The 25,095-nt window shown below is 39.7% G+C and carries 22 protein-coding genes; 12 read left to right on the top strand and 10 right to left on the bottom strand.

Annotation, left to right across the window (positions count from 1 at the left end; translation table 11 throughout):
- The first annotated feature begins 42 nt into the window (after window positions 1-42).
- From astA to speD, 5 genes are all read left to right on the top strand, one after another.
- Window positions 43-1,059, top strand: a complete 1,017-nt coding sequence (astA, locus tag BW142_RS17370; RefSeq protein WP_024600071.1) for an arginine N-succinyltransferase — start codon at window positions 43-45, stop codon at window positions 1,057-1,059.
- A 15-nt stretch (window positions 1,060-1,074) separates the two neighbouring features.
- Window positions 1,075-2,544 carry a succinylglutamate-semialdehyde dehydrogenase gene (gene astD, locus BW142_RS17365; protein WP_024600072.1) on the top strand — a complete coding sequence of 490 codons (1,470 nt, stop codon included), beginning with the start codon at window positions 1,075-1,077 and terminating at the stop codon, window positions 2,542-2,544.
- A gap of 132 nt (window positions 2,545-2,676) precedes the next feature.
- Window positions 2,677-3,024 (top strand): DUF3802 family protein, encoded by a 348-nt coding sequence (locus BW142_RS17360; RefSeq protein WP_007580087.1) that lies wholly within the window; start codon window positions 2,677-2,679, stop codon window positions 3,022-3,024.
- Window positions 3,025-3,109: 85 nt separating this feature from the next.
- The gene (locus BW142_RS17355; protein ID WP_024600073.1) at window positions 3,110-3,523 is read left to right on the top strand and encodes an OsmC family protein; all 414 of its coding nucleotides are present in this window, start codon (window positions 3,110-3,112) and stop codon (window positions 3,521-3,523) included.
- Window positions 3,524-3,611: 88 nt separating this feature from the next.
- The gene (speD, locus tag BW142_RS17350; protein ID WP_007376266.1) at window positions 3,612-4,424 is read left to right on the top strand and encodes an adenosylmethionine decarboxylase; all 813 of its coding nucleotides are present in this window, start codon (window positions 3,612-3,614) and stop codon (window positions 4,422-4,424) included.
- A 53-nt stretch (window positions 4,425-4,477) separates the two neighbouring features.
- On the opposite strand, the gene BW142_RS17345 is transcribed toward speD, so the two are convergent.
- Together BW142_RS17345 and BW142_RS17340 are read right to left on the bottom strand one after the other, a co-directional pair.
- Window positions 4,478-5,821: a M24 family metallopeptidase gene (locus tag BW142_RS17345; RefSeq protein WP_076925767.1), complete on the bottom strand. Its 1,344-nt coding sequence runs from the start codon at window positions 5,819-5,821 to the stop codon at window positions 4,478-4,480.
- Window positions 5,822-5,951: 130 nt separating this feature from the next.
- The gene (locus BW142_RS17340) at window positions 5,952-7,235 is read right to left on the bottom strand and encodes an aromatic amino acid transport family protein (RefSeq protein ID WP_076925766.1); all 1,284 of its coding nucleotides are present in this window, start codon (window positions 7,233-7,235) and stop codon (window positions 5,952-5,954) included.
- Between the two features lie 445 nt (window positions 7,236-7,680).
- Here BW142_RS17340 and BW142_RS17335 point away from each other — a divergent pair, with 445 nt between their 5' ends.
- The 5 genes from BW142_RS17335 (at window position 7,681) to BW142_RS17310 (ending at window position 10,681) form a co-directional block, all read left to right on the top strand.
- On the top strand, window positions 7,681-8,478 hold the full coding sequence (locus tag BW142_RS17335; RefSeq protein ID WP_007580097.1) for an alpha/beta hydrolase: 798 nt from the start codon (window positions 7,681-7,683) through the stop codon (window positions 8,476-8,478).
- A gap of 779 nt (window positions 8,479-9,257) precedes the next feature.
- Window positions 9,258-9,539: a hypothetical protein gene (locus BW142_RS17325; RefSeq protein WP_076925765.1), complete on the top strand. Its 282-nt coding sequence runs from the start codon at window positions 9,258-9,260 to the stop codon at window positions 9,537-9,539.
- 47 nt (window positions 9,540-9,586) lie between these two features.
- Window positions 9,587-9,841, top strand: a complete 255-nt coding sequence (locus BW142_RS17320) for a hypothetical protein (RefSeq protein ID WP_076925764.1) — start codon at window positions 9,587-9,589, stop codon at window positions 9,839-9,841.
- 71 nt (window positions 9,842-9,912) lie between these two features.
- On the top strand, window positions 9,913-10,326 hold the full coding sequence (locus BW142_RS17315) for a hypothetical protein (protein ID WP_143475955.1): 414 nt from the start codon (window positions 9,913-9,915) through the stop codon (window positions 10,324-10,326).
- 58 nt (window positions 10,327-10,384) lie between these two features.
- Window positions 10,385-10,681: a hypothetical protein gene (locus BW142_RS17310; protein WP_076925762.1), complete on the top strand. Its 297-nt coding sequence runs from the start codon at window positions 10,385-10,387 to the stop codon at window positions 10,679-10,681.
- Between the two features lie 103 nt (window positions 10,682-10,784).
- Here the strand turns inward: BW142_RS17310 and cysQ are convergent, their stop codons facing one another.
- The 6 genes from cysQ to cysG are packed head-to-tail and all read right to left on the bottom strand — an operon-like array spanning window position 10,785 to window position 17,747.
- Entirely contained in the window at window positions 10,785-11,555 is a 771-nt protein-coding gene (cysQ, locus tag BW142_RS17305) for a 3'(2'),5'-bisphosphate nucleotidase CysQ (RefSeq protein ID WP_024589584.1), read from the bottom strand.
- A gap of 9 nt (window positions 11,556-11,564) precedes the next feature.
- The gene (cysC, locus tag BW142_RS17300) at window positions 11,565-12,158 is read right to left on the bottom strand and encodes an adenylyl-sulfate kinase (protein WP_010555008.1); all 594 of its coding nucleotides are present in this window, start codon (window positions 12,156-12,158) and stop codon (window positions 11,565-11,567) included.
- A gap of 32 nt (window positions 12,159-12,190) precedes the next feature.
- On the bottom strand, window positions 12,191-13,915 hold the full coding sequence (locus tag BW142_RS17295) for an SLC13 family permease (RefSeq protein ID WP_076925761.1): 1,725 nt from the start codon (window positions 13,913-13,915) through the stop codon (window positions 12,191-12,193).
- 31 nt (window positions 13,916-13,946) lie between these two features.
- Entirely contained in the window at window positions 13,947-15,371 is a 1,425-nt protein-coding gene (cysN, locus tag BW142_RS17290) for a sulfate adenylyltransferase subunit CysN (protein WP_076925760.1), read from the bottom strand.
- Entirely contained in the window at window positions 15,371-16,270 is a 900-nt protein-coding gene (gene cysD / locus BW142_RS17285) for a sulfate adenylyltransferase subunit CysD (RefSeq protein ID WP_008133447.1), read from the bottom strand. Before cysD ends, cysN begins: the two co-directional genes overlap by 1 nt.
- 49 nt (window positions 16,271-16,319) lie before the next feature.
- Window positions 16,320-17,747, bottom strand: a complete 1,428-nt coding sequence (gene cysG / locus BW142_RS17280) for a siroheme synthase CysG (protein ID WP_076925759.1) — start codon at window positions 17,745-17,747, stop codon at window positions 16,320-16,322.
- A gap of 286 nt (window positions 17,748-18,033) precedes the next feature.
- On the opposite strand from cysG, the gene deoC reads away from it, so the two are divergent.
- Both deoC and BW142_RS17270 read left to right on the top strand, forming a co-directional pair.
- The gene (deoC, locus tag BW142_RS17275) at window positions 18,034-18,780 is read left to right on the top strand and encodes a deoxyribose-phosphate aldolase (RefSeq protein ID WP_076925757.1); all 747 of its coding nucleotides are present in this window, start codon (window positions 18,034-18,036) and stop codon (window positions 18,778-18,780) included.
- Window positions 18,781-18,790: 10 nt separating this feature from the next.
- A complete protein-coding gene (locus BW142_RS17270; RefSeq protein WP_007580116.1) occupies window positions 18,791-19,639 on the top strand; it encodes an SPFH domain-containing protein in 849 nt (282 codons plus the stop codon).
- 50 nt (window positions 19,640-19,689) lie between these two features.
- On the opposite strand, the gene BW142_RS17265 is transcribed toward BW142_RS17270, so the two are convergent.
- Both BW142_RS17265 and BW142_RS17260 read right to left on the bottom strand, forming a co-directional pair.
- Complete coding sequence (locus BW142_RS17265) at window positions 19,690-20,820, bottom strand: CsgG/HfaB family protein (protein ID WP_076925755.1); 1,131 nt, start codon at window positions 20,818-20,820, stop codon at window positions 19,690-19,692.
- Window positions 20,821-20,956: 136 nt separating this feature from the next.
- On the bottom strand, window positions 20,957-24,937 hold the full coding sequence (locus BW142_RS17260) for a hybrid sensor histidine kinase/response regulator transcription factor (protein ID WP_076925754.1): 3,981 nt from the start codon (window positions 24,935-24,937) through the stop codon (window positions 20,957-20,959).
- Window positions 24,938-25,095 lie beyond the last annotated feature (158 nt).

Below are 25,095 nucleotides of genomic sequence, written 5' to 3'. Positions count from 1 at the left end.
CAATTCCTATTTACCGTTATTTATAAGGGAGCAAGCGGACTCATGATGATCCTTCGCCCAATCCAGCAAAATGATTATTCAGCATTACTGAAAATTGCCCACGAATCAGGGCATGGTTTTACGTCTTTGCCATTAAACGAAGAACTATTACAAAAAAAGATCGACCATTCAGTAAGCTCTTTTGCTAAACAAACGTCACAACCTGGTGACGAAGGCTACCTGTTTGTTCTTGAAGATAGCGAAACCGGTGAAGTTGTAGGAACGTCTGCAATTGAAGCGGCAGTAGGGCTTGATGATGCATTTTATCATTATCACTTAAGTAAAGTGATTCACTCTTCGCGCACATTAGACGTATACAAAGCGGTTGATATTCTAACGCTATGTAACGACTACACAGGTGCTACAGAGCTTTGCACATTGTTTTTAAAAGATGGTTATCGTAAAAATTGTAACGGTAAACTACTTTCCAAAGCGCGCTTTATGTTTATAAAGCAGCATCAAGAGCGTTTTGCACAAACAGTGATTGCAGAAATGCGCGGTGTGTCTGACGAAAACGGCAGTAGCCCTTTTTGGCAGTGGCTAGAAGAGCATTTTTTCTCAATGGATTTTCCAACAGCCGATTACCTAACAGGTATTGGCCAGAAGGTTTTCATTGCTGAACTAATGCCTAAATATCCAATTTACGTAAATTTGCTAAGTAAAGATGCGCAAGCTGTAATAGGTAAGGTACACGACAATACACGCCCAGCAATTGAATTATTAAAAAGCGAAGGCTTTACGTTTAATGGCTACGTAGATATTTTTGACGCGGGCCCAACTGTTGAAGCCAAAGTAGATAACATTGCGACTATTCGTAATGCGCATAACTTTAAAGTTGAAATAGGCCAAATGACTGGCGACACCATGGTGTTACTAGCTAACGAAAAGCTTAATGACTTTAGAGCGACTGTTGCGCCAATGTCGTTTGACGATCGAGCTAAAAGCCTTATTTTATCGCAAGAAATAGCAGATGCACTGCATTTGCAAGCTGGCGATATTGTTAGCGCAACCCCAGTTTAATTTAGGAGAAAGTATATGACTCATCCTGCACAATTTATAAATGGTCAGTGGTCACAAGGCCAAGGCACAGAATTTAATTCAGTAAACCCTGCAAATAACGACGTTATTTGGCAGGCTTCATCGGCAACTGCGGCGCAAGTAGACACCGCAGTAAATGCAGCGCGCGAAGCGTTTTATGCATGGGCTGATAAAAGCTTTACTGAGCGTTTAGAAATAATTAAAGCATTCGCAGCGCAATTAAAAGAAAACAGCGAAGAGCTCGCTATTACTATCGCACAAGAAACAGGTAAGCCACTGTGGGAAACTCGCACAGAAGCGGGTGCTATGGTTGGTAAAATTGCCATTTCTGAAAAAGCATTTTTAGAGCGCACTGGCGACGTAGAAAACGCAATGCCACTTGGCCGTGCGATGATTCGCCATAAGCCACATGGTGTTGTAGCTGTATTTGGTCCGTATAACTTTCCGGGTCACTTACCTAATGGGCATATTGTTCCAGCGCTTTTAGCGGGTAACACAGTTGTGTTTAAACCGTCTGAACTTACTCCTAAAGTTGCTGAGCTTACGCTTAAGCTGTGGGAAAAAGCAGGTTTACCAGCAGGTGTAATTAACCTTGTACAAGGTGAAGTAGAAACGGGTAAAGCCCTTGCTGCTCACAAAGGTATTGATGGCTTGTTCTTTACGGGTTCTTCGCGCACTGGTCATATTTTACATGAACAGTTTGCGGGTCAACCGGGTAAAATTTTAGCGTTAGAAATGGGTGGCAACAACCCACTTATTATTACCGACGTTGAAGACACTAAAGCCGTTGTACACGATATTATTCAATCAGCGTTTATCTCAAGTGGCCAGCGTTGTACGTGTGCACGTAAACTATTTTTACCAACTGGTAGCAAAGGCGATGTGATACTGGAGCGTTTAATCACAGCAACTAAAGCGATTAAAGTAGGTAACTATGACGATGCAGACCAGCCATTTATGGGTTCTATGATCTCATCAGCTGCAGCAGCAGGCATGGTTAAAGCGCAAAACGAGCTTGTTGAGCTTGGCGCTCAAGTATTAGTAGAACTTGAGCACACAGCCAATACCGGCTTTGTAACACCAGGTATTATTGAGTGTACAAATATTAGTGACTTCCCAGATGAAGAGCATTTTGGACCACTTTTAAAAGTATTCCGCTTTGACGACTTTGACCAAGCCATTGATAAAGCAAACGATACAACCTTTGGTTTATCGGCTGGTTTATTAAGTGATAGTGCAGCAGATTACGACCACTTCTTACGTCGTATTCGTGCAGGTATTGTTAACTGGAATCGCCCAATTACTGGCGCATCTAGCGCAGCACCGTTTGGTGGTATTGGTGCATCGGGCAACCACAGAGCAAGCGCGTATTATGCAGCTGATTACTGTGCATACCCAGTTGCTTCGGTAGAGCTTGAAAAAGTAGCGATGCCAGCAACACTTAGCCCAGGCTTAAAAATAGATTAAGTAGTAATACTACTTAATTATTATAAAAGCAGCTTCGGCTGCTTTTTTTGTATTGCTAACGCGCAAAGCTAGCAATCAACAGCGCTTTCTGCTTAAATCAAAAATAATTAATTATACAAAGGTGGTACAAAAATGGTTTTAGATAGGCAAGGGTACGATGATTTGATCATGTATCTAACTCAAAATTTAGCATTGTTTGAGAAGCCAGGCGAAATAAAACCAGGTGCCCCAACAGTAATGGAATTAATCGAAGACGTTATTGCACAAAATGTGATGCTTATTTGCGAGCAGCACACAAACCTCAACACAGAGCAGCGTAGTCAAATTGTACGTGAAGTTGATGGCATAGTTTACGATTTAGAAGAAGTCCTCAGCAGCATCACCTCACAGCCTGTCACGGTTGAACAGCATGCCTTTATAGACGAATTTGCAGGTTTAGTAAAAAACCTCTTTGATAGCGCTTTAACGCAACAATCTTAGTCATTTTATAGCCCTGCGTTGCATTTTCATTTGCAACTACGGCTAACTTGCTTACAATCAAGAAAATATTTTTTGAGATATAACAATGCAAGCAAATGTAAAATGGGTTGAAGGCGATACGTTTATTGGTCGTTCTAATTCTAACCACAATGTTGTGTTTGATGGCGGCAGCGATAGTGCAGCACCAAGCCCAATGGAAATGGTTTTAATGTCAGTTGGCTGTTGTTCATCAGTTGATGTGGTTAGTATTTTAAAAAAAGCCAAACAAGATTTTTCAGATGTACAAGTACAACTAAGTGCAGAGCGCGCCGAAACAGCCCCTCGCGTGTTTACCAAAATCAACTTACACTTTGTTGTTAAAGGCAATAATGTGTCTGAAAAGCACCTTGCACGCGCCGTTTCACTCTCTGCTGAAAAGTATTGCTCGGTTGCATTAATGCTTGATAAAACAGTAGAAATTACGCATAGCCACGAAGTTGTGCAAGAACAAGCAAAATAACGCTTTTTCCTCGAGGAAAATTCGTATAAAATCCGCGAACTTTTCATTCTGCAGGTGCAGAACCCACTAATTTATAGGTTGGTTTATTATGAACAAACCCTTCGATAAACTTAAACTTCATGGTTTTAACAATTTAACCAAAAGTTTAAGCTTTAGTATTTATGATATTTGTTACGCAAAGACCGAGCAACAACGTAAAGAATATATTGAATATATCGATGAGCAGTACAGTGCAGATAGACTAACCGACATTTTAGGTGAAGTTGTTGATATTATTGGTGCTAACATTTTAAATGTAGCGCGCCAAGATTATGAACCGCAAGGCGCAAGTGTAACTATTTTGGTTTCAGAAGAACCAGTAGAAGAGCAGCAAAATTACGATGCTGACGAAGCCCCAGGCCCATTACCTGATTCAGTTGTTGCGCACCTAGATAAAAGCCACATTTGTGTACACACATACCCAGAAGCTCACCCTGATGATGGTATTTGTACTTTCCGTGCTGATATTGAAGTGTCTACTTGTGGCATTATTTCGCCACTTAAAGCGTTAAACTTCTTAATTCATAGCCTTGAATCAGACGTAGTAACAATTGACTACCGCGTTCGTGGTTTTACCCGCGACATAAACGGTGTTAAGCACTACATTGATCACGCTATTAGCTCGATTCAAAACTTCATGACAGAAGATACAAAAGAAGCGTACCAAATGATGGACGTGAACGTGTATCAAGAAAACCTGTTCCATACCAAAATGATGTTAAAAGAAACCGATCTAAACACGTATTTATTCGGCCTTTCTACGGCAGATTTATCTGAGGGCGAAGAAGACGAAATTCGCTCAAAGCTGACCCGTGAAATGCAAGAAATATTCTATGGCCGTAACCTGCCAGATACAGAATAATAGCAACGAATTAAATTAAAAATGGCGCTCAATGAGCGCCATTTTTTTATGCTTTATTTTACAAGCAATAGCTGTGTTTGTCGGCCATTTAAATACCAGACACCGCTTTTATCAAAAATAGCATCTTCCTCTAGCATTATTCTTATTTCTTTATTCCACTGTTTTATAAACACAGCATTGTTAAGCTCAATTGAGTAAGCTGTATTTAAATGTAGCGGATAGTCACCATCTCCCGGTACACCTTGCTGAGAATCCCACATACCTAATGTAGTGCCAGCAGCGTGGCCATGATAGCCAAGAGGATGAGTATAAATAGTGGGTTTTAATCCCTGATCAATAGCGGCTTTTCGTGCTGCAGCTAAAACCTCATTACCGGTTTTACCTACCGCAAATTGATTGGTAAATATGTCTTGTAGTTTATTACCGCTTTTTAGTGCTTCAACTAAGTAACTAGGCGCACTCGTTTCGTTTTCTTTGAGCACATACGCATGCTGCTGCGTGTCGGTATTTAAGCGTAAATAAGTAATCCCAAAATCTACATGAAGCAAGTCACCGGCTTGTATAACGTTATCATCGTAGCCATTGGTAAAGCTTTCTTCATGATCGAACGACTTCGCATCGGCGCGCTGAATAGCAATACTTGGATGAAACCATGTTTGTAGTTTTAGCTCTTTTACGCGCTCTCTAAACCACCATACCAAGTCATCGCTAGTTGTTTCACCAACCGTAATTGTTTTACCCGAAAACCCCTCTGCAATAATATGATGGGCAATAGCAACAATGTGCTTATACATCTCTACTTCTTTGGGGATACGTTGCTCTAACCAGCTTACAGCAAGTGGCTCGGCAGAAATTATTTTATTGTGATAAGCGGCGGGCAAGTTAGCCATTAAGGTTTTGTAATCGCCTAGCGCAAGGCCATCGGCATGTGCCCAGTCGGTAGAAGTATTAAGCGCAATGTTGCGAGGTTTGTATTGCTCAATAAGTGTATTGAGTGCTTCCCACTGGCTTGGTTGCGTTTGTTTATCCCACCCTTTTTTAAATACGTTACCTATTTTATAAGGCGCAATAGCGTAAGCATCAACTCCACCTTGTTTATTAAGTGCAAATAGCAAAATAGTGGTGCGTCTGGCTGAAAGCCATGTTGCAGGCAGCATTGTTTTTAATATTGGATCTTCGTTATATTCACGACTTATAAGTAGCCACATATCAGTGTTGTGCTGCTTCATTAACGAGGGCATTAAGGTATTAACTCTAAGCTCAGTTATTTTATCTATAAACGCAGCGCGCTCTTTCATCGATAAAATAGCGGGAGCGTCATCGGCTTTAACAAAGAGGCTTAAAACAAGCGTAGTTAGCAAGCTTACATAAAGTAGGAGTTGTTTAGTAAAGTGCATAATTGTTTTATTTTTAGGCTAGTTAATTTATAACATGCCTGAAGAGCGACTATAAAAAAACAATTTGAGATAAACCGCACACAAAAAAGCCCAGCTAAAAAGTAGCCGGGCTTTTGTATGAACAGTTTTATTACTTAAGCATACTGTATAAAAGTGCAAATACAGCAAGTGAGCCAATCGCTAATATAAATAGCGTGCTAAAGCGATTTCGGTATTTATTAAGTGCAGGTACTTTATAAACTGCAATCATTGGCATGATGAATAAAATCATCGCAATGATAGGGCCTGACAACTGATCCATCATGTCTAAAATACTTGGGTTTTTAACTGCACAAAACCAAATAGCTAAAAACATGATTAACACACCAATTTTATCGGTAACGCCAGCGCTTAAGCCTGTTTGTTTAGTTACTAAACCTGTAAAGCTTTCGCGTGCACCTAAAAAATGACCCAAAAACGACGATGTAATAGCAATAAAGGCAACAAGCGGCCCTAGTGTGGCAATGAACGAGTTATCAGTGATATTAGCAAGGTAGGATAAAACCGACACGTTAGCTGCTTTAGCCGCCGCCATTTGTTCGCCTGTAAGCGACAGCACGCAAGAGAATACAAATAACAGTACAAAGGTAATAAGTAGCAAGCTAGTGCGCTTTAAAATCGCCTCAGACTTACGTGTAGCTTGTTCGCCGTAATGACCGCGTTGCACATTCACAAAGCTTGAGATAGCCGCTGCGTGGCTAAACGAAAACACAATAATAGGAATCGATAACCACAACGTTTTTCCAAAGCTGCCCATTTCAGGCATTGTCATATCTGGCATTTGCCAGCTTGGGATTAAATAAAGTGATAAAAAGAACAATATACCCACAAGCGGGTAAACTAAAATAGCAAAGGCACGCAGCATTAAGCGCTCGCCGCCCATCATTAAGCTAATCATACCTGCAACTAATACACCCGAAAGCAACACGCGAGAAGGTGATTCCATCCCCATTTGATTAACCATAAAGCTATCAACGGTATTGGTTAAGCCCACACCGTAAATAAGCAAAATTGGGAATATAGATAAAAAGTACAATAAAGAAATTAACCGCCCCGCAGTCACACCAAAGTGTTCTTCAACTACATCGGTAAAATCGGCATCTTTATTTTTTGATGAAAGTACAAAACGCGCTAATCCACGGTGTGCACAAAAGGTCATTGGAAATGCTAAGCATGCCAAAATAATTAACGGCCAAAAACCGCCAATGCCAATATTAATAGGTAAAAATAAAATACCCGCACCAACGGCGGTACCAAAAAGGCTTAAAGTCCACTGCGTATCGTGCAGATTCCATTTAGAAGTGGGTGTGTTTGAAGGTGTGTGTGCACCTGTTGTTGATGCATTTGAAAGCGTTGCATCTTGAGATGTTGTCATGTGTGTGTTTATCCATTATTTAAATAATAATCGCGCGCAAGAATATAGTTTTTAGCTAAAAATTTCATGTTTTGAGAGGATTTGTAGACTAATTAATTAGACCAAATTGAAGGGTAAGTGTCATGAATACGAAACAGCGGTGTAAAAGTGAGCAAACCCTTAAGCGGCAGCACCACATTATAATTTTAAAGTAGGTTGGTTTGAGCGCAGCGAAACCCAACACGCTATAGTGTCACGCGAGCAGCAAAGCCGAGATAGGCGGTTTTCATAACGTAAAAATAGGGACTGGTCATTTTTATTGGTTTGCATTTAAAAATCAGAATCTGCTCCCAAAAGCTGTTAAGTAGAAGCCATTGATCTGAACTTCATAAGAGATTTTTATTAAACTCCGTTATACTTCCTGCAATTGAATATGCCAAACGAAGTAAATAGGCCACTAACTGTAATGAGCAAAGAGATTCTCTTCCATACTACTTTTGCGCACGAAACCAGTAAAACATGGGTTGTATTTGTCCATGGAGCAGGTGGTAGTTCGGCAATTTGGTTTCGTCAGCTTAAAGCCTATAAAAAAGAATATAATGTGTTGTTGCTAGATCTTCGTGGTCACGGTAAATCAAATAACTTAGTACAAAACTTTGTTGATAATAATTATTCATTTAATAATGTCTCTAAAGACATTATCGATGTGTTAGATCATAACAATATCACCAGCGCACACTTTGTAGGCATTTCATTGGGCACAATTATTATTCGAAATATTGCTGAAATTGCGCCGCAATATGTTTCTAGCATGGTGCTAGGTGGAGCGGTTACTCGTTTTAATACGCGCAGTAATACATTGGTTTATTTAGGCAATACTTTTAAACACTTCTTGCCTTATATGTGGCTGTATCGTTTATTTGCTTTTATTATGATGCCTAAAAAGCGCCATAAAGAATCTCGACTTTTGTTTGTTCGTGAAGCAAAGCGCTTGTGCCAAAAAGAGTTTATAAAATGGTTTAAATTAGCCATGGACGTAAATCCTTTAATGCAATATTTCAAAGAAAAAGACATTGATATTCCCATTCTTTACATTATGGGTAAGGAAGATCATATGTTCCTTGGCCCTGTTAAAGAAATGGTTAAGCGTCATAAAAACAGCGTACTGCAAACTATTCACCATTGTGGCCATGTCTGTAATGTGGAACGTCCTGACTTATTCAATCAGCACTCGCTTGCTTTTATCGCCCAGCAAAATCGTTAAGGGTTGTTGCTTTTAAAAAGCGTTTAATTAATGGCAAGTCTTAAAAACGTATAATAGCCATCACTTGTTGATTGGAAACGGTCATTCTTTTGCCTTTATCCTCAAGCTAAAAACACTGTATTGCTTCATGCCACACCCTTTTACACACAGTAAAATACCTCGATTAAATATAATTTTATAATTGGCAATCACTTACACAGTTTGTTACTAATAGATGTTCACAAAATAAGAACACGCTCATGTTAACTATAAGGGTGTGATTTGAGCAAGTTACTAGAATGCAGGGAAGTGTGTGAGAACATTTTTAGTTTTAATATCATTCCTTCTTAGTGGGTGCTCTCCAATTTGGGAGGAGCAACCTTATAAAGTGTATTAATTGACGGTACCAAAAGGTTAGGTTACAGCCTTGGTCAGGGCGCATATATTGGGCGACTCGATGAACCAATAAATATTAAGTCTAACGAGCAATATATTTCGGTTTATGCTTGTCCGCATAAAACTTGTGCTTTTTACTATATTGATAAAATCAAAGATAACAAGTTTGCTGAACACAAGGAGTTTGTTTATGGGCCATACACAAAAGCTCAATTTGCAGCGATAGCCAAAAAGTTAGGGTTACCGACTACAAATTCCGGCGTTAAAACCGCAATTTAATAAAGGCTAAAACTTTACTTAGATTTTCACTGGCTACAATAGCGCCAAATCAGTTAACTAAAACGCCTTTTAAAGTTTATAAGTATAGAACTTAAAGAAAAGCAAAGGCAGTAAAGAGAGTTCGCATGGATAAAAAGAAAGCCATTGTTATATTATTCGGCATAGTATGGTTTATATTAGGAGCTGCTTTTTTCATAGGTTTTGAGTCAGTAGAAAAGTTGTTGTTTTGTGTGTTTGTATTTTTCTTTTGTTATAGATATATCTATGCATTTATATTAAAGAGAAGTATTTATGCACCATATACCGGTGAGGAAATTCCTCCTACTGAAGGTAATTTAATAAAGCGGCTCTTTATGCTGATTATAGGCATCGGTGTGTGCACCTATTTTACTTTCTTTATCCCTTAAAAAGTATATTTGCCCAGTAGCTCTTTATATTATTAGGTGTCGGCAGGATGAAAAATAAAGATAACGGATATCCTTATCTCAATATAGACCGACTTACGTATATTTATAAATGTGTTAAGTGCAAAGCTCATATTAAAAAAGGCATGGCAACCTGTTATAGATGTGGCTATGAATTCACATCTAGCGATATTGATAAAATGCTTACAGAGTATAAAGAAAACTATTCAAAAAACTGGCATGTTAAGATTTATTTTGTGCTATTTGTTGGAGGGATAGTGCTTTTAGTGCTGAATATAAATTAAATGTACTCTATTAAAAAAGAATTAGGATCAGTTTTTTACTTCCACTCAAATCTATAAATTAGAAGGTTGTCATGGGTAAATTATTGTTATTTTTATCTATTTTTCTGGCCTGTGCCTGCACTTCAACTCATAAGATAGATTCAAACGTTCAATTTAAACGACTCTATGCAGCACTCAAAATGGAAGAGATCTTAAGTTCATTTGAGGGAGAAATGAATATTAGTCCTGAAAAGATACTTTCAGGAGTACTAAGAGATTTACCAGAAAGCCAAAAGCGGGCCTTCATTGAGTCAATGCCTTCAAAAGTTATGGCTGACCCAATTAATGTCAATGCAGCTAAAATTATTTTTAAAAGCAAACTCACTTCATTATTAACTGCACAAGAGTTAAAAATTGCTGCTGACTTTTATTCTAGTAGTATTGGTTTAAAGGCGCATCGAGCTATTATAGATGCAGAGATAGCCGTTTCAGAATCGTTAAACTGATGAGTTTATGTAAGTAAATTAATTTCTCATTTCGAATGAAACAAAAGGAATTTAATAAATGGCACTTTTATCGATTTCAGTGGGCGTTGCATTTTTTGCAGTTGCTATTATTTGGGTTGGGTTTAGCGCTATATTCAGCCAGATGGAAAATTTAGGTTTAGCATATAACTTGATATTGGGTATGTTCCCTGCGTTTATTGGCTTGGTTTTAATAGTGCCTAGTACACTTTACCGAACTGTTTTTGTATTTGCCCAAAAGCCTGAGCAAACCCTGAAGGAAAAGGTTATTTTATCGCTTGGTTTGTTGATAACTTTGCTATGCTTTAGTGCGCTTATTAAGTTAGCTTTTACATAACAAATAACTTAAGCGTTACTAAGTATTTTACTTTATGCTCCCTGAGTAACTCTTATAGTAAAAGCTATCACTTATCTTGCTGACAACTGATAGCTCTTAACTTTTATTCTTCTATCGCACTTACAATAAAATACGGATTTAAGTATTCATCTTTGGTGTTATAAATAAGCGGGCTGCCATCAAGTTTAGTCACTTTTGCACCGGCTATTTCGGCAATTGCATGGCCTGCACCTGTATCCCATTCGCAGGTTGGACCTAAGCGTGGGTAAATATCGGCGCTGCCCTCAGCGACTAAACACAGTTTTAGTGAGCTGCCTTTAGACACCATTTCAACCTCATCAAAGCGTTTCACAAACTCGGCCAAATCGGGTGATGGGTGCGAGCGACTGCCTACAACACGAATTAACCCTTTGTTAGGTTTAGTTGTTACTTTAAGCTCAATTCGCTCATCGCCTTTATCTTTAAATGCGCCAATGGCTTCGGCGGCTAAGTACGATACGCCAAGGGCAGGTGCATCTACTACGGCTAAAATAGGAATGCCGTTTTTAATTAGGGCGATGTTTACGGTAAATTCACCGTTCTTTTTGATAAATTCTTTAGTGCCGTCGATTGGGTCAACTAACCAGTAGCTTTTCCACGTTTGGCGTACATCCCAGCTTATGTCGGCGTTTTCTTCACTGAGTATTGGAATATCAGGTGTGAGCTGTTGAAGCCCTGCCACAATCAGTTTATGAGCTGCTAAATCGGCGTCGGTTACGGGGCTTTCATCGGCTTTGTACTCAACGTTAAAATCCTTTTCGTAAATTCCCATTATCGCTTGGCCTGCTTTGCGGGCAAGGATGAGGGTTTCTTCTAGCAGTTCGGTTTGATTCATGGGGTTAACCTATATTATGTGCTTTTGTTTTAGATACGTTATCAGTTGTGTAACCGATTGGTCTAGGGTGTTTTTACTTGTATCTAAAATTATTTCTGGATTGTTTGGCACTTCGTAGCTTGAATCGATACCAGTGAAGTGTTTTATCTCTCCAGCGCGGGCTTTTTTGTATAAGCCTTTTGGATCGCGGCTTTCGCATACATCCAGTGGGGTATCGATAAATACTTCGATAAATTCGCCGTCATCTACTAAGCTGCGCACCATGTCGCGTTCTGCTCTAAAAGGCGATATAAACGCAGTAAGTACTAACAAGCCAGCGTCGGTCATTAGTTTAGCGGTTTCGCCTACGCGGCGTATGTTTTCAATGCGGTCTTCGTCGCTAAAGCCTAGGTCTTTACATAAACCGTGGCGTACGTTGTCGCCATCGAGCAGGTAAGTGTGCGTACCTTGCTGATTAAGCGCCGCTTCTAGTGCGTTTGCTACGGTGCTTTTGCCAGAGCCTGAAAAGCCGGTAAACCATAAAATAGCGGGCTTATGTTTTTTTTGCTCACTACGCTGTGCTTTTGTAGTTGCGTAGTTATGCCAAACTATATTTTCATCCATAGTGAGAGTCTCTCATGCTGTGAGCGCAGGTATTAAAACGGAAATACCAGCGGGATCAGGGTTAATATCGTGATTGAATAAATAATAGAAAGGGGTAAGCCCATCACTATGTAATCTTTTAAGCGATAGTTACCCGCGCTATAAACCATTAGGTTAGTTTGATACCCAAATGGCGATATAAAGCTGGCTGATGCGCCAAAGGCAACCGCCATAATAAACGGTAGTGGGTCTACATTAAAACCAACCGCGAGCGAGTAAGCAACAGGGAACGACAAGGCAGCTGCTGCGTTATTAGTAATAAGCTCGGTAAATAATACGGTCATTAAAAATATGGCAATAAACGCGCCGTACGGACCAAAGTCGCCAAGTACCATAAACATGGCGTCGGATATTTGACCGGCAAGTCCGGTGCCTATCATTAATTTAGCAAGGCCAATGGCGCTACCTACAACTACGAGTAACTCGATAGGGAAACGGCGTTTTACTTCGTTAAGTTTTATGGTGCCACTGAGCATTAAGCTAATCAGTAACACTAATAAGCCTTTAACCAGCGGCACTATGCCAATAATGCTTAAACCCAGTACTGCAGCAAAGCTTAGTAGCACAATATTTGATTGTTTAGGCGCAAGGTGGGCTTGTAAGTCAAACCCTGAAATATACACAAATTCGCGCTTTAAATTAGGCAAAGTGTAAAAGTTTTTGCCTGGTGCGAGTATAAGTGAGTCGCCAGCTTGTAATTGCACTTGCCCAAGGCCGCCTTGTAAGCGGTCATGTCCACGGCGAATGGCAATAACAGCAGCATGAAACTGCTCTCTAAAGCGGGCTTCTTTTACGGTTTTACCAATAAATTTTGAAGATTGACTTACGACTACTTCTACTAAGTGTTCTATGTCTTTTTGGTGATTCTCGTGCACTACTTTTAAACCGTCAAAACGGGTAAGTAATGGCACCGATTTTATGTCACCTACAAACAGCAGCACGTCGTCTTTTTGGATAATTTGCTGCGGAGTGACTGCGCAAATGCGGCTCTCGTCGCGAATAATTTCAGCAAGGAATAAGTCTTTTAAATCACGCAGGCCGTTTTCTTCTACGGTTTGGCCTATTAATTTTGAGCTTGCTTGTACTTTACCTTCTAGGTAAAAAGGCACGACTTCTTGGTCGCTTTTACCGTTGTCGGGTAAGTATTTAAGCATTACTAAAATAGTAATTAGGCCTACGCTTAGCGCGCCTAAACCTACTAAGGTAAAGTCAAAAAAGCCCAGCGGTTCCATGCCCGCATCTACTGCAAAGCCATTGACGATTAAGTTGGTTGATGTACCAATAAGCGTAATAGTGCCGCCCAAAATAGCAGTGTACGACAGCGGTAACAATAGCTTTGAAGGGGAGTGATTAGGATTGTCTTTTATCGCGGTAATAAGCGATGCAACAACGGCGGTATTGTTAGTAAACGACGATAAAAAGGCGGTTGATAACCCCAATTTTGTTACCGATTTTACTAAACTACCTTTAGATAGCGATTGCGCTAACTTTTGAATTAGGGTGGTTTTTTCTATTGCGGTCGACACTAACACCAATAGTACCAAGGTGATAAGCGACGGGTTTGCATAATTAATTAACATGCTTTCAAGATCGATTAGCCCTGCTAAGTAGCTGGTGCCAATGGCGCTTACAAATAACCATGCTGGATTAATACGGGTGCCAAAAAGGCACCCGACTAAGGTAAGCATAATGCCTGTTAAAACGAGCTGTTCTACCATGCTTTTAAATTCCTAACAGGCTAAAGTCAACTTATAACTTAGAAATATCAAGCGCTTGCCAATGCGGAAAGTGCTTGCGTACTAAGGTGTTAAATTCAACTTCAAATTCGCTAAAGTTACTTTGCTGTGCTTGGCTTTGTAGTACTTGTTCAATCATGCCCGCAGCAACCGTTAGGTTTGAAAAGCGATCGATTAGGATAAACGAACCTGTTTCGTGATTGCTGTGGTACTCGTCTGCCAAAATAGTTTCGGTTAGTTCAAGCGTCACAATCGCAATTTCGTTTAACTGTAGTGAATCGGCAGTGCCGTGTTCAAGCGTGTTTACATCAATCGTGTAATCAATTTTTGTAACAATAGCTGAGGTGTTTTTGCTGCCTAGTTTTAGGTTATAGCTTTTACCTAATACTAATGGCGACTCATGCATCCACACAATTTTAGCTTGCAGCTGGTTAGTAACAACGGCCGTTGAATTTGCAGGTACTATTACATCCCCTCGGCTAATATCAATTTCGTTATTTAGGGTAACGGTAATTGCTTGGCCTGCTTCGGCGCTGTCCAGGTTGCCATCAAAGGTAACAATTTCTTTAATGCTTGATGTTTTGCCCGACGGTAATACTTTTATTGCATCGCCTACGTGTATCTTGCCTGATGTAAGTGTGCCCTGAAAACCACGGAAGTTTAAGTTAGGACGCACTACATATTGCACTGGTAGGCGCGCTTCAAAGCCTGTATCTGTTTCGGCTGCTGGCGAATCTTCTAGTAATTCAAGTAGCGGCTTGTCGGTGTAATACGGTGTATGTGCAGAGCGTGTTACTACGTTGTCGCCTTTAAGCGCCGACATAGGCACAAACTTAATGTTTGATACGTTAAGTTGCTCAGTAAATTTAAGGTAATCAGCCTTAATTTTTTCATACACGGTTTCGTCAAAATCAACGATATCCATTTTATTAACGGCAACAACAAACTGCTTAATGCCCAGCGAGTCACAAATAAAGCTATGGCGCTTAGTTTGTACTTGTACGCCGTAACGCGCATCAACCAAAATAATGGCGACATCGCTTGTTGATGCACCCGTTACCATGTTGCGCGTGTATTGCTCGTGCCCAGGTGTGTCGGCAATAATAAATTTACGCTTAGCCGTTGAAAAGTAACGGTACGCTACGTCAATGGTAATGCCTTGCTCGCGCTCAGCTTGTAGGCCATCAACTAATAATGCAAGGTCAAGATCTTCACCTGCATTACCTACTTTTTCGTTATCTTTATGAAGGGCTGCTAGCTGATCTTCATAAATTTGGTGGCTGTCGTGCAGTAGGCGGCCAATCAATGTTGATTTACCGTCATCTACGCTGCCACACGTAAGCATACGCAATAAGCTTTTGTCTTGTTGGCGTGCTAGGTAGGCGTCTATGCCTATTTCTTTTACTTCGTTAAATGTATCGTTATTTTGGCTAGACATTAAAAATACCCCTCACGTTTTTTCTTCTCCATTGAGCCTGCTGAATCATGGTCAATAACACGACCTTCACGTTCAGATGACGTAGATAGCAGCATTTCTTCAATAATTTCGGTTAAAGTACTGGCTGTTGACTCAACTGCACCGGTAAGTGGGTAGCAGCCTAATGTACGAAAACGTACAGATTTCATTTGCGGTACTTCACCTTCGTTAAGTGGCATACGCTCATCGTCAACCATTATTAGGGTGCCGTCGCGATCAACAACAGGGCGCTCTTTTGCGAGGTAAAGCGGTACCATGTCGATGTTTTCTTGGTAAATGTATTGCCAAATATCTAGCTCAGTCCAGTTAGACAACGGGAAAACACGAATGCTTTCGCCCGGATTAACTTGGCTGTTATAAGTATTCCAAAGCTCAGGACGTTGGTTTTTAGGGTCCCAACGGTGGTGTTTGTCGCGGAACGAGTAAACACGTTCTTTTGCGCGTGACTTTTCTTCGTCGCGGCGTGCGCCACCAAATGCAGCATCAAAACCATATTTGTTAAGTGCCTGCTTTAAGCCTTGGGTTTTCATTATATCGGTATGTTTACCAGAGCCATGCGTAAACGGGCCTACACCCATTTCAATGCCTTCTGGATTTTTGTGTACCAGTAGGTCAAAACCGTATTCTTTAGCTATACGGTCGCGAAACTCAATCATTTCACGAAACTTCCAATTGGTGTCTACGTGTAATAACGGAAACGGAATTTTTGCAGGGTAAAATGCTTTACGCGCTAAGTGCAAAAGTACCGACGAATCTTTACCAATAGAGTAAAGCATTACTGGGTTCTCAAACTCAGCGGCGACTTCGCGCATGATTTTGATACTTTCAGCTTCAAGTTGCTGAAGGTGAGTTAAAGCCATTGTTAGTCGTCCTACTAAAATGATTAAAAGTTACAAATTTAAAATTCGGTTATGTATTTGATACATCTGTTAGCGGCTGTGCAAAGCTGCTTGTTTGTTCGTTTTTCCCAAACCACGCTAGTTGCGAGTGCAGGGCGGCTACTTCACCAATAATGAGTAGCGCAGGCGATATAATGCTGTTGCGTTCAATTAAGTCGGCAAGTTCGCCTAATTGGCCTGTTACTACACGCTGATTTTTACGTGTACCGTTTTCGATAATGGCAACAGGGGTGTCGGCTTTACGGCCATGTTTTAAAAGCTCGCTTTGTATGTGCGGCGATTTAATTACGCCCATGTAAATAGCAAGCGTTTGATTTGCTTTTGCCAGTGATTGCCAATCAAGTTCTTGGCCGTCTTTTTTACAGTGGCCCGTTACAAATTGAATGGCTTGTGCATGGTCACGATGCGTTAGCGGAATACCCGCATACGCACTACAACCTGCAGCAGCTGTAATACCCGGTACAATTTGATAATTTACGTTGTTAGCAGCCAGTACTTGTACTTCTTCGCCACCACGACCATAAATAAACGGGTCGCCACCTTTAATGCGGCACACTTTTTTTCCTTGTTTAGCAAGGTCGACCAGCATTTGGTTGGTGTCGTCTTGAACAACACTATGATCGCCTAAACGTTTGCCTACACAAATAAGGTCAGCATCGCGGCGCACTAATTCCATAATTTCGTCAGACACTAAAAAGTCGTATACAACCACATCTGCTTGTTGCATAAGTTGCAGTGCTTTAAGTGTTAAAAGCTCTGGATCGCCAGGGCCTGCTCCTACTACATATACTTCGCCTTCAGGCTCGGCTTTAGCATCTAACATTTGCTCTAGTTGTTGCTGTGCGGCTTGAGTATCACCGGTTTGTACTTTACTCACGACAGATGAGTCGAATACGCCTTCCCAAAATTGGCGGCGGTCTGAAAAATGTTTAAAGCGTTTTTTTACTTTGTCTCTAAAGCCACCGACAAGTGTTGCAAGAGGGCCAATATGATGCGGAATAAGGGTTTCGAGTTTTTCGCGTAAGCGACGTGCAAGTACCGGCGCTGTGCCTGCACTTGATATAGCAATCGTAATTGGGTCGCGGTCAACAATGGATGGGAATATAAACGTACACTTAGGTTGGTCATCAACCACATTCACAAATACATTTCGTGCGTTTGCCAGCTCAAATACATTGTTGTTTACGTCATCACGGTCAGTGGCTGCTATAACCAGCATTTTGCCATCAAGGTGCGATTCATCAAAATAGGCATCAATAAGCGTTACTTCATTATTATGCGCATGCTCTTTTAGTTCGTCGCAAAACCAAGGCGCTACTAAAGTAACGCTCGCTCTCGCTTTTAAAAACGCGCGACATTTGCGTAATGCGACCTCTCCACCGCCAACAACCAATACTGGTTTGTTGTCGAGTTTGGTAAAGATAGGTAAATACTGCACGTTAATAAGACCCCTAAACAAATTCAAATATAAGAAAACGCTTTATTCTGATAAGCAGAATATAGCGGCTATCAATAAGTAAAAAATAATTAAAACCAAGTTGATATAACCAAAAGTTATAATAGGTGGGCTTTTTAGGCCTAAGAGTTAGTTAACAAGGGATTGCGCCGAGTTACAAGTAAAATAAACAGCTTATAGTGTTTGGTTATGAGCTATAGCGAGTTTGGTTTAATTTGTTAATATGGAAGCATATTCTATTTTGTACTTAAGAGGCAACGGAGCTCTAATGACACAACACCAAAATGATGCCGCATTAGCAGTCGCACTGATGGATTTAACAAGCTTAAACACTAGCGATACCACCAAAAGCATTCAAGCGCTTGTTGATAGTATAAACCCGACGCTGGGCATGCCTGCCGCAGTATGTGTTTATAGCGACTTTGTTGATGATGCAAAAATAGCACTCGCAGCACGTGAGCTTAACCACGTAAAAGTTGCAACGGTTACTAACTTTCCAACAGGTGATGCGCCACTGAGTGATGTAATTAACGAAACACTTATTGCAATAGAGCGCGGCGCTGACGAAATTGATTTGGTTATTCCTTACAAAAAACTCATAGCGGGCGATGCTCAAACAGTACTTAGTTATGTAAGCGAAAGTAAAAAAGCATGTGGGTCGCGCGCGCAACTAAAAGTAATAATAGAAAGCGGTGAGCTAAAAACCGAAGCGCTAATAACACAGGCCACGAAGCTTGCAATTGAAGGTGGTGCCGATTTTGTAAAAACCAGTACGGGTAAAGTGGCCATTAATGCAACCCTTGAATCAACAGAAATTATGCTAACAGCCATTAAAAACTCGGATAAACGTGTGGGCTTTAAAGCTGCCGGTGGTGTTAAAACTGTTGCCGATGCCAGTGATTATTTAACGCTAGCACGCGCAATAATGGGTGATGATTATCTGCAAGCAAATACATTTAGGTTTGGTGCTTCAAGCTTGTTAAGTGACGTTTATACAATATTAAAAAGTAATTAAAGGAAAGATGATGAGAGCAAGAAACTCCGGGACACAAACATTGTTTAATAACCTATTTAAAGGTGCATTGGTTGTAGGAGTCGTTGGTTTTGGATTAACTGCATGTACTAACCCAAGCACACCCGCAGGTGAAGAAGGCTACGTATTCGAAAAGCCGCGTGTATTTGGTGAAGGTGGTTATCAAGGAACAATGAAGGGCCCATCTAATTACGGTATGTCATTACTGCGAAATGAAGTGGTAAACATCGATATGCGACCTAATACATATACCGAGACATTTAGAATCTTAGCGAATGATGATTTAAATATTAAATTTGATTTTCATGCTGTTATTGCTATTGAGAGTGGCTCTGTTAAAACTGTGGTAGAGCAGTACGGCGCCGAAAATTGGTATAAACGCTTTGTACGTGAAACTTTTAGAACGTATGTGCGCGATACAGTACAAAAATACGATAGTGGTGAGCTTAAAACAAATCGTGAGAAAATTGCGAAAGAAGTGACTCTGCGCCTGCAAAGTTATTTATCGACAACGCCGTTTAAACTTGCAAACGTTGTAGTAGGCAATATTAATTACCCCGATATTGTTGCTAATGCAGTTGAGAAAAAATTGGCAGCTCAGCAGCTATTATCGGAAAAAGAAACACAAAAAGAGATTGCCAAAAAAGACGCTGAAATTAGGGTTGAAGAAGCCAAAGGGATTGCTCAAGCTCAGAAGATCATTAACGCAACACTAACAGCTAATTACATTCAACATGAAGCTATTAATGCACAAATAAAAATGGCTGAGTCACCTAATCATACAACTGTTTATATTCCGGTAGGTAATAACGGAGTACCACTTGTTAAAGGCGCTAACTAGATAGTGAGTACTTGGGTAGCTCTTTTTATTAGCTACCCAAGCCAAAGCCATTAATTAAACTTAAACATGTTGCTTATACTTTCGAGGCTTGATTTGTTCGTTTTAGCAATACAACCACTGTCATCAAGTGACTTTTTGGTTGTTTCATCAGCTAAACCGGTTACTTTGAGTTTTTTGTCTTGCTGATACTCACGAAGCGCGATAACTGTTTTACGATCGTATTCAACATCTTGTGTTTCAAACTCTTCGTAGTCAGGCTGATTTCTTAGGTAACCCAAACAAACTAAGCTTAGGCGTGACATTGCTAAATCCATTTTTTCATAATGTGGCATTCTATGGGTTGGTACATCAACTGTTACAGCGCTCTTGCTGGCTGTTTTTGCTTGTACAGCTGCCGGTGGCGGCGCAGTGTAACCCGGTGCTAAAGTGTTGTTACTGTTATAGCGATAGTAAGTATCTGGAATTTTAGTTTCTAAAAACTCAACCGCTTTAATAATTACTTCACGAAGGGCTTTTTCTTTAGGGGTATCAGACCATCCACTAATATTACCGCCAACAAGTGCGCCACCAAAGTTGGTTGCGGCTCCAGTAAAGTCAAAATCTTTACTGCCACCTTCAACACTTGTTGCAGCTAAAATGCGTGATGTGCGTGTATCTATTAGACGAAGATCAATCGCCATATGAGAGCCTGAGAAACCAGCAGATACAGAGCTAAATACATCACCCATAAAGCCGCCACTGCCAACACTTGCACCAGAGCTATCGTCATCAAATTCAGTTACCGCTGCAATAACGACTATTTCAGCGCCTTCAATCTCACCATAAGCGGCACCCGATGATGCACTAACGCGACCTGAGGCTGCTAGGTCTTGTTCTGATAAAACAGCATCAAGCGCTTGGCGCTCTAAAACAATAAAGCGATTTGTTGATACTAGAGCTGTAGTTAATTGATCAGCCATACCGTCGCCTATTTCTTTACGCCACCATTTTGAGTTGTTTGATTTGTCGGTAAAGCGTGCAACAGCAATACGAGCTTTAGGCCCATTGTATTGTTCTTGGGCGACAGTGTTTATGTCTGGTGAATTTTGACCTGACGTAACATTTGTGGAGGTGCTTTGACAAGCGCTTAGGGTGGTAGTTAATAGTGCCGTTAATAATAGTTTTTGTGGTGCTTTTAACATATGACTGTCCTTAATTAATATGCTCAAGGGAAATGCAGTGCATTTCCCTTAATATTTAAATTCATGTTAATTTAGTTAAATCAGTAGGTTAATAATAGCACTGGCACGAAATGTTTAGTCACACAGGCGAAATTTATCAGGATTTTTCACGAAACTGTTTTGGGGACATATTATATTTTGCTTTAAAGCACCGGGCAAAGTAGCTTTGTGAATTAAAGCCAACTTGCTGTGCTACTAGACCAATTGCAAGCTCACTATTTTTTAAAAGCTCTTGTGCAAATTCTAAACGAATATTTCGAATGTAATCGCTTGGTGTTAGGTTGTACAAGGCTTTCATTTTTAATTGTAAAGCGCGAGGGCTAAGATAGAGCGCTGCTGCAAATTCTTCTACGCTAAATGCTTCGTCTTGATAATGCTCTTTTACTGTCGTTTTTACACGCTCGGTAAATACATAATCTTTACTTTGCGCCATTTGTGGGTCGAGCTGGGTTGTTAGTGATAAAGCAGGTAGTTGTTGTTTTAAATGTTGATTAAGTACTTCTCTAATCGTTAATAACCCTTGAACACGGCTGAGTAACAGCTGCGGCTCAAAAGGTTTACTCAAATAGTCATCAGCAAGTAAGTCTAGGCCCTTTAATTTGCTATGCGTATCTGCCTTTGCTGAAAGTAATAACACCGGAATATGGCTAATAGCCGTGTCGCTGCGCAGTGCTTTAATAAACTGATAGCCATCCATAACAGGCATCATTACATCACTTATTACCAAGTCAGGCATTTCGTTTTTACATAAAGCTAAACCTAGCTCTCCGTTAGCTGCACTTATACACGTGAAGCTACTAATAAATAGTGAAGTTATTAAATCACGCATTTCATCGTTGTCTTCAATAATAAGAATCTTATTACTTTTTACTGCACATAAATTATTGTTTTTAGACACAGCAAGAGCAGTAAGGTTAGAGGTTTCGTCTATTTGAGTTGTTGGGAGTGAAACAGTAAAACAACTTCCTTTGTTTAATTCACTTTTAAGTACAATAGTTCCTCCATATTGTTCAACTAGCTGCTTCACAAGCGCTAAGCCAATACCGCTACCACTTTGATTACTCGTATCTATGCGTGTAAATCGTTGAAAAACGGTCTCAAGGTGCTCTTTATCTATACCAACACCAGTATCTGAGACTGTGATGATTAATGTTTGTTTTTGAGTTAATAGCTGAAGTAATACTTTGCCAGTGTTTGGAGTATATTTTTGGGCGTTACTCAATAAGTTACTGATAATAGAAATTGTATGATTTAGCTCTAATTTAATGGGAATAGTTTTTTGCGTTAGATCTTCAAACTCGAACATAATATTTTTTTGTTTAAATAAAGGGGTGAAATCTTCAATTAATTGTTCAACTACCGGATTTATAGCATAGGGTGTGACGTGTTTCACTGCAGTGCTTGGGCGCTGGCTGAGCTGTAAAAGTTGGTTTATTTGATCTAATAGCTTATAGCTATTACGTTGAATCATAGCTAATTTTTGTTGGGTGTCTGAATCTTTATGGCTTTCTTGTAAACTCTCAAGTGGCGCTAATATTAGGCTTAATGGTGTTTTAAGTTCATGGCTAACATTATCTAATAGTTGAGTTTTTAAGTTGCTAAGTTCTTTCTCTTTTAAGTTTGCTTGCTCTGCAACGTTAGCCCTATATCTTGCTGTTATAATTAACCACATTATAAATAATACGATAATGATGTAAGTGACATAGGCAACATTGTTCTTCCACCAAGGTGGAGTAACTGTAAGCGCAACCATTGTTTTATCATCACTCCATTGACCGTATTGATCTTTAACTTTTACAATAAAGTGATAGCTTCCAGCGGGAAGTTGAGAATAGCTAACTTGCCTCTGGTTTTTGCTTGCGTATAAAAACTGCTTATCTAACCCAGCTAACTTGTAAGCATATTGGTATTGAGAAGGGGGCTCTGCACCGTTTAAAGCAGAAAATTTAAAGCCGATAACACCATCTTCTTCTTTAAAAAATAGTCTGTCTGTATAGCTTATAAGCTTAGGCGTTTGAGTCTTGTTTTTTATATATTGCTGCGTTGCGACTGACTGGTTATAAATAAGTAAGTCTGTAATAACAGGTTCTGGGGGTTGAGTTGCTAGAGTCAGTTTTAACGGATCAAATTGATTAAAACCGTTAATACCACCAAAAAATAGCTCGCCGTCATCTGCTTGAAAAGCAGCGCCTAAAATAAAAGAATGATGCTGTATACCGTTTGCGGGTAAAAAATGCTGCATTTGTTGGGTTTGAGGAGCGTAACGGGTTAGGCCTTGGTTGCTGCTTAGCCACAAGTAACCACTGGTATCTTGTTTAATTGCAAAAATATTATCGTTAAGTAAACCATCAAACTCTGTAATGTTTATTACTTTGTTTGTTTGGATATTTAACTTATTGAGCCCGCCAAAAGTACCTACCCATAAAGTGTTTTTATCTTGTAAATGCAAGGATGTAACCATGTCGTGCGTTAAACTATTAGGCTTTTTAAGATCGCTTTTGTAATGAGTGAATGTTTCATCATGTAAAGAAAGTTTATTTAACCCTGCGCGGGTTCCTGCCCATATAGCGTTGTTGTCGCTGTCATAAGTAACACTAAAAACAGTATTATTTGAGATGCTATTTTTATCTGCGCTGTATTTAAAATTTGTAACCTGTAAAGTATCGGGATTAAATCGTGTTAAGCCTTCATTACTGCCAAGCCATAAATTACCACTTAGATCACCTTCTATTGCATAAATACGGTTACTACTGAGTTGATGGCTTTGCACAGTAAAAGCCGAAAAGTTATCATTAATTGGTTTGTAAAGCAGTAAACCACCTCCGTATGTACCTATCCATACGCGTTTATTGGCATCTTCATAAAGACTAAATATATTGTTATTAGTTAAGCCTATATCTTTATTTTTATCTGTTTTATAGCGTTTAAAGCCTGTGTCAGTTTGCTTGTTAAGTCCGTCGCGCGTGCCCACCCAAAGTAAGTTGTTACTGTCTTTGAGTATTGCTCTTACAAAGTCATTCGAGATAGAAGCTGGGTTATTACTTTGATGTTTTTGATGACCAAACTGAATCTGCCTTTTATCATAGCGATGCAACCCATAGCCGTCTGTACCAATCCAAATAATGCCTTGAGAGTCTTGGTAAAGTGACAATAGGTGATCGTTAGCTAAGCCATGTTTTAAATCTGGAGAGTGAGTAAGTTGATGAAACTCGCTACTTAATAAATTATCTGTAGCTTGGTAATAAAGACCATGACCATAAGTGCTTACCCATAATTTTTTTTCATCATCAAAAAGTATATCTGTAACCCAAACATTTTTGAGTTGCTCAAAGTTATAAAATGCGAGTGTGCTTGAGTCAAAAACACTTAGACCAGTCTTACCTCCTATAATAAATTTGCTATTTGTTGCTTTTTTTAATTGCCAGAGCTGTTTAGGGCTATTAGGTATATGTTCGAACCGATGTGTTTGTGTATCGAATTTAATCAGCCCGATACTACTTGCTAACCAAAGGTTTTTTTTATCATCAAAAAGCACATCCTTAAAAACAACATTTAAGTAATTCGTGCCCTGATAAGAAAATAATTCGGTAGTACCTGTGTATGTATCTAAACGAGTAAGTTGCCCTTTATCGTGACCAATCCAAATGATTTGTGGCGAATTAGAAGAAATTGATGAAATACGTTCGTTTGTAATACGAGGGGCTGAATACTGGTTAAAAACACTAAAACTTCCTGTTTCAGTATTTAATAAGTTGAGGCCATTACTTGTTGTAGCAAACCAAATGTGGCCATTTCCTAAATTCAGGCAGTCTGTAATCCAATTCCCCGAAATACTAGGGTGTAAAGGATTGAATTTATAGTGCTTAAATTCATATCCATCAAATCGATTTAAGCCACCTTGGGTAGCAAACCAATGAAATCCTTTTTCATCAGTGGTACTACATGTAATTGAATTTTGTGATAAACCTTGTTCATTTGTATATGTATCTAAGTACAATGGCAGGGCATAAGAGCTAATATGAAATAATAATAAAAAGCTAATAATTTTATATCTTATGATTGTTTTTATTGCTTTCACAGATTTTCTATCTAATTGTGAGTCCCTATAATTTAGACAATCATAAACTGCTTTTTAATCAATGTTAAGATTGATTTTTTAATGCAATGCCGAGATTTTCCAATGTGGGTATCTTTTAGGCTTGTGTTAATGGACTGCGTAAGTATAATAGGCATCCA

This window comes from Pseudoalteromonas sp. EB27 (genome assembly GCF_001974875.1).
Classification (GTDB): domain Bacteria; phylum Pseudomonadota; class Gammaproteobacteria; order Enterobacterales; family Alteromonadaceae; genus Pseudoalteromonas.
This window is presented reverse-complemented; position numbering and strand designations above follow the sequence as displayed.

What these genes read in the sequence shown, in the direction of transcription:
- astA (WP_024600071.1), top strand. Translation starts at nt 43, where the DNA reads ATGATGATCCTTCGCCCAATCCAGCAAAATGATTATTCAGCATTACTG.
- astD (WP_024600072.1), top strand. Translation starts at nt 1,075, where the DNA reads ATGACTCATCCTGCACAATTTATAAATGGTCAGTGGTCACAAGGCCAA.
- BW142_RS17360 (WP_007580087.1), top strand. Translation starts at nt 2,677, where the DNA reads ATGGTTTTAGATAGGCAAGGGTACGATGATTTGATCATGTATCTAACT.
- BW142_RS17355 (WP_024600073.1), top strand. Translation starts at nt 3,110, where the DNA reads ATGCAAGCAAATGTAAAATGGGTTGAAGGCGATACGTTTATTGGTCGT.
- speD (WP_007376266.1), top strand. Translation starts at nt 3,612, where the DNA reads ATGAACAAACCCTTCGATAAACTTAAACTTCATGGTTTTAACAATTTA.
- BW142_RS17345 (WP_076925767.1), bottom strand. Translation starts at nt 5,821, where the DNA reads ATGCACTTTACTAAACAACTCCTACTTTATGTAAGCTTGCTAACTACG.
- BW142_RS17340 (WP_076925766.1), bottom strand. Translation starts at nt 7,235, where the DNA reads ATGACAACATCTCAAGATGCAACGCTTTCAAATGCATCAACAACAGGT.
- BW142_RS17335 (WP_007580097.1), top strand. Translation starts at nt 7,681, where the DNA reads ATGAGCAAAGAGATTCTCTTCCATACTACTTTTGCGCACGAAACCAGT.
- BW142_RS17325 (WP_076925765.1), top strand. Translation starts at nt 9,258, where the DNA reads ATGGATAAAAAGAAAGCCATTGTTATATTATTCGGCATAGTATGGTTT.
- BW142_RS17320 (WP_076925764.1), top strand. Translation starts at nt 9,587, where the DNA reads ATGAAAAATAAAGATAACGGATATCCTTATCTCAATATAGACCGACTT.
- BW142_RS17315 (WP_143475955.1), top strand. Translation starts at nt 9,913, where the DNA reads ATGGGTAAATTATTGTTATTTTTATCTATTTTTCTGGCCTGTGCCTGC.
- BW142_RS17310 (WP_076925762.1), top strand. Translation starts at nt 10,385, where the DNA reads ATGGCACTTTTATCGATTTCAGTGGGCGTTGCATTTTTTGCAGTTGCT.
- cysQ (WP_024589584.1), bottom strand. Translation starts at nt 11,555, where the DNA reads ATGAATCAAACCGAACTGCTAGAAGAAACCCTCATCCTTGCCCGCAAA.
- cysC (WP_010555008.1), bottom strand. Translation starts at nt 12,158, where the DNA reads ATGGATGAAAATATAGTTTGGCATAACTACGCAACTACAAAAGCACAG.
- BW142_RS17295 (WP_076925761.1), bottom strand. Translation starts at nt 13,915, where the DNA reads ATGGTAGAACAGCTCGTTTTAACAGGCATTATGCTTACCTTAGTCGGG.
- cysN (WP_076925760.1), bottom strand. Translation starts at nt 15,371, where the DNA reads ATGTCTAGCCAAAATAACGATACATTTAACGAAGTAAAAGAAATAGGC.
- cysD (WP_008133447.1), bottom strand. Translation starts at nt 16,270, where the DNA reads ATGGCTTTAACTCACCTTCAGCAACTTGAAGCTGAAAGTATCAAAATC.
- deoC (WP_076925757.1), top strand. Translation starts at nt 18,034, where the DNA reads ATGACACAACACCAAAATGATGCCGCATTAGCAGTCGCACTGATGGAT.
- BW142_RS17270 (WP_007580116.1), top strand. Translation starts at nt 18,791, where the DNA reads ATGAGAGCAAGAAACTCCGGGACACAAACATTGTTTAATAACCTATTT.
- BW142_RS17265 (WP_076925755.1), bottom strand. Translation starts at nt 20,820, where the DNA reads ATGTTAAAAGCACCACAAAAACTATTATTAACGGCACTATTAACTACC.